Consider the following 13469-nt stretch of genomic DNA (forward strand, 5'->3'; position numbering starts at 1 on the left):
ACACCTGTCCAAGGGGTGGAGGCCGATCAAGTTCAATATGCGGGTCTGTGCCCTTAAGTAACGGGTAATCGGTACTCCGTGCTTTCTTTGTAATCCTGCGAATGAACCAACCTACGTATATAGATTTACTTTAAGCTACACAGTCATGTATAACCGCTTTGTCAGTAGAAAAAGACTCTCCTCGTTGAGCTAGACCAACCAGAATACGTGCTAGCTTACCAATTAATTTAAACATAGAACGGTACTTTTTCATGTGCCTTACCTGTACGTTATGTTCATGCCACTTCCGAAATAACGGATTGTTCCCAATAAGACGTAAGGTCGCTAAATACAAATACTTTCGCAGCGTTGCATCTCCACGTTTAGAAAGTACGATCTGCCCCTTCCGTTTCCCTGACATACTCTCAGCTAGGTTCAGGCCTGCTCTTCTCAGTAATTGTCGTCCATGGGAATAGAGGCTTAGATCACCTGCACCGGAAAGGATTGCCGCAATGAAGATGGGTCCAAGACCTTGAATGGAGCGAAGTTGTTGAGCCAAAGGTATCTTGTCCAGGAGCACCAAGATTTCTTGCTCAATCATCTCTAGAATCTCGATTATGCGGCAATACTCATCGAGTAGCCGGCGCAAATCCTGTTTAGCTTCGTGGGTAGCTACAATTTCTCCTATGCTTCTAGCTGCAGAAGCGATGAGCTGTGCAGCCTTCTCTAGCCCTGTAGTTCCGCCAGCTCGTTTCATGTGCTTTCTCCAGCTTGCTATGACTTCTGCTGTAGTCACCCCATGTAAGTCTGCTGGAACAGGGAATTCATAAAGCGTCGCCAAGGATCGCTTGCAGGTCCAATCTGAAAACACTAACGTATATTCGGGAAAACGAATATCCAACCAGCGAATGATTCGGTTCTGAAGCCGTATGCTATTCGCTACCCAAAACTCTCGATCACTCATGATAACGCGCATCCTTTCAAAATAATGCGATTGCTTTGTGTATTCAGAGTAATACCCCCTACTAACAACATCCGCGATGACTAGAGCGTCCTTCGGATCATTTTTAGAAGGAGAATTATCTCTATTCTCCTTGTTTCTTTTCGTCGTAACAGGGTTCACCAGAACAACGCTTAACCCCTGTTCTACCAGCCAATTCGCTAAATTAAACCAATAGTGCCCCGTCGGTTCCATTCCAATTATTATGTTGTTCAAACGGTGATTCTGCTGCAACTCATTAATCCAACGTCCAAACCTTTCAAACCCTTCCTTGCTGTTGGTAAACGTAAGATGTCGTTTAGAAAGAACAATTCCGCGAAAGTTCGTTGCTTGTGCGACATGTGCATCCTTCGCTATATCGATGCCAATTACTAAGTGAGATGGAGTAATTCGTTCTATTCGTTGATTTTGTTCGTCTGATTGCTTAAACTTCATAATAAGAGCGCCTCCTTGATGGTGTTGGGTTTCAAACCCGTGGACAAACCCATCATACCGAGGCGCTCCTTTTTTGACAAAGACCATTTTTTAGGCCCTACAGGAAGGTTCAATAACACCTAAACTATGCAAGCGGATAATTAAGGATTTCATTTTCTTTTCAATCTTAAAATAAATATTCGAAGATGTATCGGAATGATCGCGTCCATCTTCGCTTAGCACCAAACTATAATAAAAAATTAATTGACGCAGTGGAATACCCGCTTTTTTTGAAGAGAACGCGGATAATAACGTTAAAACTGTGAATGTATCCAAATATTCATTATCAAATAGCAGCTTGATCTGATCAGGAAGTTTTAGAGTTGGGTCCATTATCTTCATCTCCAGTAATTCTGTTGTTTCCCCACCAAACATCCTTTATTTCATCGTCGGCGAGAATATGAGCAAATCCTTTATTCTCAAGAGCTAATGGTGAAACCTTCTCTAAATATTGCTTGATTCGTCCATAATCTATGTTGCCGAAAGCTTCATGAACTTCGTTTACGAAACGTTTGCTGTCATTGTGGATTAAAAATTCCGCCCGCAGATCTTTATATCTCATAAAACAAATTGTAAGGATCGTCTGGATTAATTCTTCGCTCAGCCTTTTCTTTCTTAATCTTCGGATATAAGTATCGGCATAATAGTAAAATTCTTTACTCATATCTAAAATCGTTGGATCGATATTTTCCAATTTTAATTTCTTCGCAAACAGGTGGCTTTCGAGTAATTCGAGTTGCTCTTTATTTGCTTCAGGGGGAAGTAAAAATTCGTTCATGTCTTCTGTATTTATTTCTACCTCGCTGCCCGAACGCAGCTCATGAAGTATTCTCCGTATTCCACCAGCATGGCCCTCAGTTGTGCTGTCGTAAGAGAGTACTTCCAAGAAATAATCCTTTTTTAGCGTTTCGATTAATGAAGGCCCCGGTCGGTCAAGAATTATAAAATGTTTGGCATTAAAGAATTCCCTGTACTTTTTAATCAAGTCTTTGATGTAGTAATCATCAAATGAAAAGCCTATGAACAAGAACGTATAGCTACCACAAAAGTGTCCAAATAGCTGTCTGTACTTTTCCATGGCATACAACTCATTATATTTTTGATTACTGATTACAATGGTTCCTGTATCTGACATGTGGCCATGAAGATGAAAGATCCGTTTTTTTGGGTCGGTGATAATTTCCTGTGTACTTAGGTTACAGTTGCTTAGCATTAACGGCATATGACAGTCACCTTGGATGAATTCATGGATTAAGTAATCATAATTGGTCGTCAGATGAATTTTGAAATTCATTTCACCAATATCCAAGTAGTTATGGTCAACCACGGCATTTTTATTGCGCTTTTTCCTCTCCATTAATGAGACAATTGCTTGCTGAAGCTCGAATTCGGTCATCTCGCCGTATTTTAATAGGCCTTCTATAGCAGCCCAATAATCTTTGCGTTTTACAATTTCAAATTTAATCGCTTCTCTTAAGGATAGGTCTACACGTTCCTCAGATAATTCCAGAATCATGTCCCCCCAAGTTGGTATGTTAAATGGATAAGATAATCCCGCTCCGATAAAAGGCACAAGCCGATTCTGATTATATAATGACTTGGCAAAGTTTATCGCATGATCCATGACTTTGTCCTCCGCTAGACGATGTAATAATAACCATCTTGATTCGACAGAAAACATTGAATTTCCTTTTTTTTCTTTTTTTGTTTTAAATATATTTGCGAGCTTGCTACTAGCACGCATAAGCCAACAAATTAAGAATGAGTCACAAATTGAAAAAATGATAAAATGGAAATAAACTATCTCATATCTATGGTTTTGGATACGAAAGAATTGAGTATCATAAAATTTGTCGGGAGCATTTAAATAGCTAGAACTAAACGAAATCCTTGTCCAGCTGATTATATAACCCTCGATATTTTAACTCAGGGAAAAGTTCTCACCCCATTTTGCATTATATAAATAGGGCGTAAAACGAACATTTGTTCGTAAATGAGAGGGAAAGTTACAGAATGAAACTGCTCTCAAAATCTTCACTTCTTCTTTTCATGATAGGCCCCATACGAGACTTCTTATACTTCTCTATTAAAGACTTACACTGGTTCCAAGTTTCCATCTTCTGTTGTAACAAAATTAATTTGTAAAAAAGATCACAGCTCTGTGTAAAAGGGTAATCATAGTACTTCTTCTGTCTTTCTATGTTCGATTGAAGAGTACCTAATATTTTTGTAACCTCATTTAGCATTTCTTGCATGTCGAATGCCTCCTAAACTATTAGTCTACTTCCGCCTCTATGCCAAAAATTGAATTCTTCTTTGTTTCAAGCTTATGTAATGATCTTATAGTTCTCTGCCTTCTCCGTTTTTGAGAGGTTTTCCATTCCTTCTTGAGTGCCTGGATACTAAGAAAATATCGTTCCAATTTTGAACCTTCGTACTCTTGTTCAATGATGATACGACACACTTCCCTTCCATCACCTAGAGGAAGATAAATGGCCTCATAATCATTTGAAGCAACTTGAACTGTCCATTCACCGTATATGTGAGCGAGTTCAAACCATCTTTCTCGTATTGCCCTTTCACAGCTATAATACTTTCCTTGAAACAGAATTCCTTTTGATGTCACAAGTGCATTAAGCATTTGATCGTTCATACTTCACCTCATTTATCATATTATGTCTCTATTATGAGCATAAACCAATATAAGTATACTGGATTGATATAATATATCGAAATTACGATATTTAGTGAGATTAAAAAAAGCAACTGCAGTTAGGTGAGTTTTAGGTTCATCAAAATCACTTCTTTTTCTATTGATGTGTTCATAACTCGCGAGATACTCATGATTTCCTTCAAAATGAATCCAAATATTCTACCATCAACTGTTATTGGCTCGAGTTGTTGATCCCACGCCGTACTTGAATTCGAAAATCTTCATCCTTCTAATTTCAAGTTTTAGACTGGTTCTATAAAGAAAACAGTGGCGGGCTAGGATGGGCACGCTGATCTATATAAAAATTCCGGAGAATTTTTTACGTCACTGAATCTGCATGGAAATAAATCCCTTTATCTGTTTCCAATCAAGAACGAACAAAAGGTCCCTTTGCATCAAATGCAGAGGGACTTCTTATTTCCACTGTTACTTCATCGTATTCATATTTGCCTTCCTAATCTAACAGTGAACAGAAATGAGAAATTACCAATGTTATTCTAACTTTCTTTTAGGATACTTAAAAGGTATTTTACATGTTGTTGCTTCTCTTTTTGCCCTATCCCAATCATGTTTAAGTAACTGAACAATCATTTTTCTAAGTCGTAGTTTTTCAGTCGAATTGGATGGATCTTGAAGAATTTGATCAAGACATAGAGTAATTTTCTGATCATTTGGATCATTTGGGTTTAGACTTAGTTGCAATGATGTTGCGATTTTTAACAACTCATTATTATTTGAATATGAATCAGAAATTATTAGACTGACCTTATCTTTTATCTGCTCTCTCCATTTTTGTCTCTCTTCGGTGATATACTTCAACTTCAAATTTCGATCATTGTTTAACTTTATCACTAAAGAGGAGATGAAAGCTCCAATAACACTAGATGAGATAATAGCTACTAATATTTGAACAGAGAAAAAATTATTAATAAAACTATTCCAAGTCATCTATTCCCCCCCTGAAAACGATATTTCAGTGCATTATTAACCTATAATTCCTTTAAGTGTGTTTATCAACAGTTCCTTCGCTAAATAGTACGCAATGATGAAGTGAAAAACACCACAATTCATCACCACGTGTCCCCAGTTAAAACTCTTATGTCATTAGTTTTTGTCCTTCTTCTTGTATTAATAATGTTATAAACTATGATGCTTCTTCTTCATATAAACTCTTCTGAAAAGACATAAATGTTGTTTGTATCTTGCTAACACCACCGAGGACTTGCACTGCATCCGAAATTGAATGATATTTCAATTCTAACAGGCGTGGTAACTTTTCTTGATCAAGTTCTTCAAATCCAGTTTCAACGTACTTGGAGAGTACAAACTCTAGAAAATCTCTTTCTTTATCATCTAAATTCTTAAAAATACTGGGCTTGGCTCGGGCAACTCGTTCTTCTCTTGAAATAGGTTTTATAGCATATGATATATATTCAAGTACGTCAAACAGATCGCTTCTTTCAGCCTTAATTAAGCTTTGTAACGCTGTTAATTCATCTTTTCCATAGCCTGCATCAGCGAGCTTCTCTAGAAACGCTTTTCTAGTTAAAGGATTTGACCAAATTTCACGTAATTCATCTTCACTTTTAAAAATCTGGAAGTGCTCCATATAAGTTGCGTAAAAACTCTTCAGCGGAAATAGGCTTACCATCTGCACTCCAAAAAGATGTGGCAATCGTATCGCATTCGCCATATTATCTCGCCATCCATCCGCCGTCAACACACAGCACGTGTCCGTTCATATAATCAGAAGCATTCGATGCTAAGAAGATCGCAGCGCCTTGCAAATCCTCCGTAGTTCCCCATCGTGCAGCAGGAATTCTAGCGAGAATGGAAGCGTTACGTTCAACATCAGCGCGAATCACAGCTGTATTATCCGTCGACATATAGCCTGGTGCGATAGCATTAACATTAATGCCTTTACTTGCCCATTCATTCGCCAGCGCTTTCGTAACGCCTGCAATGGCATGCTTGGATGCCGTATACCCAGGAACGTTAATGCCTCCTTGATAGGTCAACATTGAAGCGATATTAATGATTTTGCCGCTGCCGCGCTCGATCATATGGCGCCCTACTAGCTGGCAAAGGAAGAAAGTAGCATTCAAATTCAAGTTCAGCACATCGTGCCAATCCTGTGCAGCATGTGTGATATTCCAGAATTAATTAGAAAACGGAGCCCGCAAACCTGCGTGGCTCCGTTTTTGTTGTTGCAGAATTGATAAGAATTTAAAGAGTACCGCGGCAGAAATTGCCGTTTGTTGCAGAATTCGTTAGGAAAATTTTAAAGCGAATTTTGATAATTATTCATTTGCTACATAAATATACAGCGAGTCCGGGTATACCCATTTCCTTCGCTTTTTTTAATTAATTCGTCGACCGTCCGGGCTTAGGCGGTGCATCAGTTAACCATGAACTTGTTTCAATTATTTGTATGCAACTTGGTTTCTCTACAACATATTGCTGTCCCGTCAACTCCGGAACTCCGCTGGAATTGATTTTCATGACGATGATCGAATCGGAGTCTTGATTGGCGGCTATCAACCATTTCCCTCCGGGAACAAGCGCAAAATGTCTGGGCGTTTCCCCGTTTGTTGCGGTATGTCCCAATAAGGCCAATCTGCCTTCCTCGTCAATCTTGTAACTTGCGATGCTATTATGTCCCCGATTGGAGCCGTAAACAAATCTTCCGTCCGAAGATACCGCAATTTCGGCGCAAGTATTTTCCTCTGTAAAGTCACCTGGCAAAGTGGTGATCGTTTGGATCGGCCTCAGCTGCCCAGTCTGCATCTCAAATTCGTACACGGTAACGGTCGAGCTTAATTCCTCTATCGAATAAATCCATGGTTTCGTTGGATGTACGGCCAAATGCCTAGGCCCTGCCCCCGGTTCCGCTCTTGTCCTGCAAATAAGCTCCAATTTCCCAATTTTGCCATCAAGACGATAGGTATAAATGTGCTCCGTCCCCAAGTCCGATACCAAATAAAATGATGTAGAGGGAACCGCAATGATGGAATGAGGGTGAGGCGAGCCTTGTCTTGCCGGATTAACGCTTCTTCCGGCATGATGCACTTGATCGGAAAGACGGCCTATCCGCCCATCCTTTTCAATAGGGTAAACGCATACGCTGCCCCCCTCATAATTGACCGACAATAACCATTTGCCCGACGGATCGACGGTCAGATTACAAGGAAACGCCCCGTATGTTGGTTGGCGATTCAGCTCGGAAATCATCCTGCCTGAGACGTCAGCTGTCACAGATACAACCTCTCCGGTACCATCGGTCTCGCTTACTGCATACAGATGACTCGCATCTTTGCCAATAGCAAGGAACGACGGATTCTCAATTCCTGCAAATCCCCCAAGCTGCCCCAGCGTCCCTCGGATCTTATCAAATCGATAAAAATGTATCGCTTCCTGCTCCCCTGCTCCATATGAACCGACTGCAACCGTCAATTTGTTCCCGTTCGACAAATCTACCACATCCGATTTCGATTAAATATTAGGAAAAGTCAACCCGAATTTCCGTAAGCGAACGGATGAGGATATCCGCTTCAGGTGCAAGTACCTCGGAGGAACCATCATAGGTAATGATGCCGACCGCCAAGCTTCCTGCGGCTTTTGCCATTCTCAAGTCGACCAAAGAATCGCCGACGACGGCCATTTCGGACGGCTGGATGCCCAGAATTTCGCACGCTATATGAACCATATCGGGAGAAGGCTTCCCGTTCTTGACTTTTTCGGGCGTAATGACAAATTCCAGGTGCTCCACAATATCCAGGAGGCGCATGCAATCTTCCGTACGGGCTAAAGCATCAGAAGTCAGAATGCCGGTATGGATGCCCGCCTCTCTTAACGTATGAAAAATGTCCGGAGCCCCTTCCACCCGGTTAAAAGCTTTATCGATCTCCAGCTTCGCATCGGCCTCTCTGAAAATATCCGCCGCCAACTGCTTGCACCGGATCCACGGCCAGCCCTTCAACTGGTAGATAAGGCCGGCTGTCATCGTGATTTCTTCCTGCGTGGAGGCGACTGCAAGAACGCCCTGATGATCGATCGATTCTTCGGTCATTCCCATCAGACTGCTCCATGCCTGCTGATGTTCGAGCCCGACCTGGGAAACGAACTCTTCTTTTCGCAGATTATCGATATAGCGCCAGAACCCGAACGCATCGAACAGCGTCCCGTCTTTATCGAATGCAACGCATTTGACCTTGGTCGCTTTTTCGCCAAAATATACTGTCTTTCCTGTCATCCTCGATTTCCTCCCCTATAAAATATCCCCACAAAGTGACGTTAACCTTTGAAGCGTATTCGCCGGTATAAACATGTCCACCTACTTGTTCTTCGCGCTATTCCGATTCGTGAAGAACACAAAAAACAACGTAACGATGATGATGATGGAATAAATGGCGTTGATCTGCGGCGAAAAACCGTAACGAATCATGGACCAAATCTGCATCGGCAATGTATTGTCGGTACCGATCAGGAAGAAGGTCACAATCACCTCGTCGAAGGAGACAGTCAAGCCGAGCAACATGCCGCCGATAATCGCTCCTTTGATATTCGGCAGCGTGATTCGAAAGAACGTCATAAAAGGGCTTGCACCAAGATCCATGGATGCCAGCTCTATAGATCTGTCAAAACGCTTCAAACGATTCATCGTCATAATCATGATCAAAGGCGTAATCAGAACGGTATGACCCACGATAACGGTTAATAGCGTCGATGGCACATTCAGCAATTTGAACAGCAAGGTAAGGGAAATGCCCGTCAAAATGCCGGGAAGTACATAAGGCATCAGTATCGCCATTTGCAAGAAGCCTTGTCCGGGAAATTTATGGCGTTGGAACAGGAATGCCGCCATCGTTCCGAAAACGGTACTGACGATGACCGACGGAATGCTTACCAACAAGCTGTTCTTGGCGGCAAGCCACAGCTTCGGCTCCCGGAAGAGCTCTGCATACCAGTGCAAGGTAAAGCCATCGATCGGAAACGCCGGTATTTTACCCGAGTTAAAGGAAAACAGGACGATTACCGCTATGGGGAAATACATAAAGAAAAATGCAAGACAAACGAATGCGACAAACAAGAGCTTCCCTATTTTCATGTCGTCTCCCTACCCTTCCTCGATGACGCCCTTAACATCGCCAAGTTTCTGGGATACGGCGATAACAATAAGGGTGATCATCAGAATCACGATGGCAAGGGCGGAACCGAGCGGCCAGTTGAAGCTGTTGCCGAACTGGGATTGAATAAAATTCCCGATCAGGATTCCGGAAGTGCCGCCAACGAGTGACGGTGTCATGTAATCCCCCAATGCCGAAATGAAGGCAAACATAAAACCAGTTACCATACCGGGAAGGCTGAGCGGAAGCAGCACGGTCAGGAACGTTTGCCGCGCATTCGCACCGAGATCCGCCGCCGCATTCAACAGGTAGGCAGGGATTTTCTCGAGCGCGTTGTAGATGGGTATAAAAGTGAACGGTATGGCAATGCACAACATCGTAACGACAACCGAGAAATTGTTGAACAGCAGCTTATCGGTAGGCTCGGACAATATCCCCGTCATGGTCAGGACGGAATTAATGACGCCCTTTTCGCCCAATATCGATCTCCAAGCGTAAACCCGGATCAAATATCCCACAAGAAGTGGCGCAAGAACCGCAAGATACAGAAACTCCTTGTGTTTTCCCCCATGAAAATGAACGAAAATAGCCAGAGGATAACTGATAAGGGTGGCTAACAGCCCCATTAGTGCGGCCAATTTGATCGTCTTCCATAAAATAGAAAGGTAAGTTCCATTCGAAATCACTTCTTCATAGTTCCGGAACGTAATCTCCTTGACGATCTTGAAATCCTCCACATACCAGAAGCTGTATGCAATCATAATGCCGATCGGAATAAGTATGAAGAGCGCTACCCACAAGAAGGTCAAGCCGGTAACGATATTTTTGTTATTCATAGGCGGCTCCGCTTATCGGTATGGAAATGACGTCTTTGGAACGGAAATAAATGTCTGTTTTCTCCCCGACTGTCAAGTCTGCCGATTCATGTTCGTGGACCTTCACGAGCAGCGCCCCAAACTCTTCCGTGTTCAGGAGGATTTCCCTTTCCGAGCCGTAATACGCCAGATCGACGATGGAAGTACTTCGAATGCAGTTGTCGTAGCTATCGTCCTTTTTCGAGAACCTGATCTTATCTGGCCGTATCGATATATAGAATTCATTTCCCGCTTGGAAGAATCCTTCGTCTCGTATGCTCAAGCAGGCCTTCCCGTTCCCGGAGGATATGACAAAAATCCGATTTTCGTCGAACGCGCCCTTCAAAATATTCGTCTTTCCGATGAAGCCTGCAACGAATTTCGTAGCGGGCTTCTGATAGATAACCGTAGGGGTGTCTACTTGTTGAAGGATACCTTGATTCATTACGGCGATACGATCCGACAAACTAAGCGCTTCTCCTTGGTCATGGGTAATATACACAAACGTGATACCGCTTTCACGTTGCAATTGTTTCAACACGCGTTGCATATCCTGACGAAGATGAAAATCTAGGGCCGACAGAGGTTCGTCCAAAAGTAGGATATCAGGCTTGGAAATCATGGCACGGGCAAGTGCGATCCGCTGCTTCTGCCCCCCGCTGAGCTGCTGAGGCGCCTTGTGAGCATGCTGAGACATCCCCACCATGTCCAGATGCTCCATAACGGACTTTTGTATGGCGGCCTTATCCGTTTTCTTGATCCGAAGCGGATAAGCCACGTTATCATAGATGTTCATATGCGGAAACAAAGCGTAATTTTGAAATACGGTATTGACATTTCTCTTGTGAGGGGGCAGCTTGTCCGATGACCTGCCGGCAATCCTTATCGACCCTGAGGTCGGATATTCGAAACCTGCGATCATTTTGAGTATGGTCGTTTTCCCGCAGCCGCTCGGTCCGACAATGGAGAAGAACTCTCCTTTGCGAATCGACAAGTCTAGATTCTTAATTGCAGTGTAGGTTCCATACTGTTTATTTACACCTGCCAACTCCATTACAACCTGCTGTGTGTTGTCCATATAACTTACCTTCCTTGTAAGGATCTGATCGTAGTCTTTATCATGCAACGTTCTATTGTGCCCTTACTTCATTCCACAGCTTGATGCGTTTTTCAAAGCTCTCGGGGAACGAAACATAAACCAATTTGTCAAAATAGGACGGATCGTCCATATGGGACTTCCTCGCCTCTTCTTTCGTCAATATTTGAACGGAATTGCCGTTGACCCCGCCGTAGCCGGTTTTCTTGATCAATTGGGCTTGTACCTCGGAAGAGATTAAATAGTCGATATAGCTATAAACAAGTTCCGGGTTTTCCGTTTTCGCCCCGATTGTGGCATTATCGATCCATACAAGCGCCCCTTCCTTCGGAATGACTTCTTCCACGTTCATGCCCTGGTCGTTAAGATCGGTTACCATCGTCGGCCCCTGCGTAAACAGGATCCAAGCTTCTCCGCTCGCCATCAGGTTTTTGCCGTCTTCGAAACCGGAATAATAGGAACGGACCAGCGGCTTTTGCTCAACCAGCTTCTTCTTCACTTCAGCCATCTGTTCCTCCGTGAGGTTATAGGGATCGGGATAACCAAGCAGAAGCGCGGTAGTCGCAACCTGATTGTTTGCATCGTCGATGGTGGCGATTTTCCCTTTATATTTGCTATCCCATAGGGCGGACCACGAGGTGACGGGTTCTTTGACTTTATCCTTATTGACGGCCAGAGGAAGCGAACCCCAGGCAAACGGAATCGAATAAGTTTGTCCGCCCGACACGATGTGTTTGTCATTGATGCTCTTCATGTTCGAGATGAGTTCGTTGTAATGCTTCAATTTGGCGACGTCGATGGGCTGAATCAGCTTCATTTTGTTGTACCGTGTAACGGAGCCCCCATCCATAAAGATCAAATCGTAATGGAGCGAGCCGGAAGCCGCTTTCGAAAACATCTCGTCAACGCTTCCCGCGTAGGTGACATTGACCTTAACGCCATGCTGCTTCTGGAAAGGTTTAACCCATTCCGGCTCCTGATACCCTTCCCAGGACAAGACGTTTAGTTCTTTGCCGGCAAAAGGTTTATCCTTATCGGAAGATGCAGAGCCGTCTCCGCATGCGGCAAGCAGGAGCAGAATCAGTGACGATGCAAGCATTTTACCCAGACGTACGTTTCTTTTCATTAGAGCCCCTCCTTTTATTCGCTCCACTTCACGATGCACTTTACCCACGGCCATTGCGGTTTCGAGAGCAGCTCCGCTACCTCCTGCGGGTTAACCTCTTGATCGGGAATGAAATCAATTTCCAAAAAACCGTTTTCAATACATTCAATCACTTTGCCCCAGAGTGCAGGCGCATTTGTCCGGCCGTACAGCGTCAGATTTTTCAAAATAATTTCCTTATGAGGGAAGGCGTCCGATTCAGCTTCCTTCAGTCCATATAAAATAATTCTTCCGCCGATTCGAACCATTCCGATGGCTTGTCTTATCGTTTCCGAATACCCCACGGCGTCAATAACCAGATCAAAGCCTCCGTGCGCCTGATAAGCTTTCGTATCGACCAGCTCATGAATGCGCTCGCTTTTGGCAAGGTACTTGGCACCGCATTTTAGCAATCCTGTGATGCGGGAGTCCAATTTATAGGAAACCGATACGGACGCCGCACCCATCAATCGGGCAATTTGCACGAAATACATCGCGGCCGGTCCGTCGCCGATCACGAGCACATGATCCCCCGTTTCGACGCCGGCCGCATGAACCGCACCGAACGGACATACCAAGGGCTCGATGACAGCCGCGGATTTATCGCTGAGCGTAACCGGGATCGGGTATACGCATCTAGCAGGCGCCTTAACGAACTGTGCCCAACCCCCGTTTTCGTTTATACCGAGCTCGCGATAATGTTGACAAAATTCCGAGCGTCCGTTTCGGCAAAATCTGCATGTCTCGCAAGGGATGGCCGGGTCAATGACGACCCGGCCCCGACTTGCAGCTGCTCGACGCCTTCCCCGATCTCCTCGATCGTGCCCGTAATTTCGTGGCCAGGAATGTACGGTGCGGGATACGGATATTGTCCGTTGAAAATTTCCTGATCGGTTGCGCAAATACCCGCGTACCGTACTTTAACCAATACTTCTTTCGCTCCGATGCGGGGGACCGTGACTTCCTCGCTCCGCAAATCCCCGACACCGTGCCATACAAGCGCTTGCATGGTTTTTGTCATCTTGCAGCCTCCTTTCAATGTGGCAGGTGCTCTGCCGTAAACCGCAGCTTTACCGGTAATTA

General features: G+C 43.9%; 15 protein-coding genes and 1 pseudogene. All 16 read right to left on the reverse strand.

Annotation, left to right across the window (positions count from 1 at the left end):
• Positions 1–130 precede the first annotated feature (130 nt).
• Positions 131–1414, reverse strand: coding sequence for an IS110 family RNA-guided transposase (locus ACBP55_RS35790; RefSeq protein WP_464648396.1), 1284 nt, complete (start codon positions 1412–1414; stop codon positions 131–133).
• Between the two features lie 90 nt (positions 1415–1504).
• Positions 1505–1786 (reverse strand): hypothetical protein, encoded by a 282-nt coding sequence (locus tag ACBP55_RS35795; RefSeq protein WP_464648397.1) that lies wholly within the window; start codon positions 1784–1786, stop codon positions 1505–1507.
• Positions 1761–3077, reverse strand: a complete 1317-nt coding sequence (locus ACBP55_RS35800) for an ABC-three component system protein (RefSeq protein WP_464648398.1) — start codon at positions 3075–3077, stop codon at positions 1761–1763. The genes ACBP55_RS35795 and ACBP55_RS35800 overlap by 26 nt, the downstream gene beginning before the upstream one ends.
• A gap of 382 nt (positions 3078–3459) precedes the next feature.
• Positions 3460–3708, reverse strand: coding sequence for a hypothetical protein (locus ACBP55_RS35805; RefSeq protein ID WP_464648399.1), 249 nt, complete (start codon positions 3706–3708; stop codon positions 3460–3462).
• Positions 3709–3728: 20 nt separating this feature from the next.
• A complete protein-coding gene (locus ACBP55_RS35810) occupies positions 3729–4106 on the reverse strand; it encodes a hypothetical protein (RefSeq protein WP_464648400.1) in 378 nt (125 codons plus the stop codon).
• A gap of 552 nt (positions 4107–4658) precedes the next feature.
• Positions 4659–5114 (reverse strand): hypothetical protein, encoded by a 456-nt coding sequence (locus tag ACBP55_RS35815; RefSeq protein ID WP_464648401.1) that lies wholly within the window; start codon positions 5112–5114, stop codon positions 4659–4661.
• A gap of 196 nt (positions 5115–5310) precedes the next feature.
• Positions 5311–5859 carry a type I restriction-modification enzyme R subunit C-terminal domain-containing protein gene (locus tag ACBP55_RS35820; RefSeq protein WP_464648402.1) on the reverse strand — a complete coding sequence of 183 codons (549 nt, stop codon included), beginning with the start codon at positions 5857–5859 and terminating at the stop codon, positions 5311–5313.
• A 1-nt stretch (position 5860) separates the two neighbouring features.
• A pseudogene (locus ACBP55_RS35825) lies at positions 5861–6310 on the reverse strand (SDR family oxidoreductase); the annotation flags it as partial.
• 220 nt (positions 6311–6530) lie between these two features.
• Entirely contained in the window at positions 6531–7637 is a 1107-nt protein-coding gene (locus tag ACBP55_RS35830) for a lactonase family protein (RefSeq protein WP_464648403.1), read from the reverse strand.
• A 28-nt stretch (positions 7638–7665) separates the two neighbouring features.
• Positions 7666–8418, reverse strand: coding sequence for an HAD family hydrolase (locus tag ACBP55_RS35835; protein WP_464648404.1), 753 nt, complete (start codon positions 8416–8418; stop codon positions 7666–7668).
• Between the two features lie 81 nt (positions 8419–8499).
• Entirely contained in the window at positions 8500–9273 is a 774-nt protein-coding gene (locus ACBP55_RS35840; protein WP_464648405.1) for an ABC transporter permease, read from the reverse strand.
• 9 nt (positions 9274–9282) lie between these two features.
• Entirely contained in the window at positions 9283–10128 is an 846-nt protein-coding gene (locus tag ACBP55_RS35845; RefSeq protein ID WP_464648406.1) for an ABC transporter permease, read from the reverse strand.
• Positions 10121–11224 (reverse strand): ABC transporter ATP-binding protein, encoded by a 1104-nt coding sequence (locus ACBP55_RS35850; protein WP_464648407.1) that lies wholly within the window; start codon positions 11222–11224, stop codon positions 10121–10123. The genes ACBP55_RS35845 and ACBP55_RS35850 overlap by 8 nt, the downstream gene beginning before the upstream one ends.
• 52 nt (positions 11225–11276) lie before the next feature.
• Positions 11277–12368, reverse strand: a complete 1092-nt coding sequence (locus ACBP55_RS35855; protein ID WP_464648408.1) for an ABC transporter substrate-binding protein — start codon at positions 12366–12368, stop codon at positions 11277–11279.
• Positions 12369–12382: 14 nt separating this feature from the next.
• Positions 12383–13153, reverse strand: coding sequence for a zinc-dependent alcohol dehydrogenase (locus ACBP55_RS35860; protein WP_464653549.1), 771 nt, complete (start codon positions 13151–13153; stop codon positions 12383–12385).
• Positions 13066–13407: an alcohol dehydrogenase catalytic domain-containing protein gene (locus ACBP55_RS35865; protein ID WP_464648409.1), complete on the reverse strand. Its 342-nt coding sequence runs from the start codon at positions 13405–13407 to the stop codon at positions 13066–13068. The genes ACBP55_RS35860 and ACBP55_RS35865 overlap by 88 nt, the downstream gene beginning before the upstream one ends.
• Between the last annotated feature and the right edge of the window lie 62 nt (positions 13408–13469).

It is taken from the genome of Paenibacillus sp. WG02, from assembly GCF_055396115.1.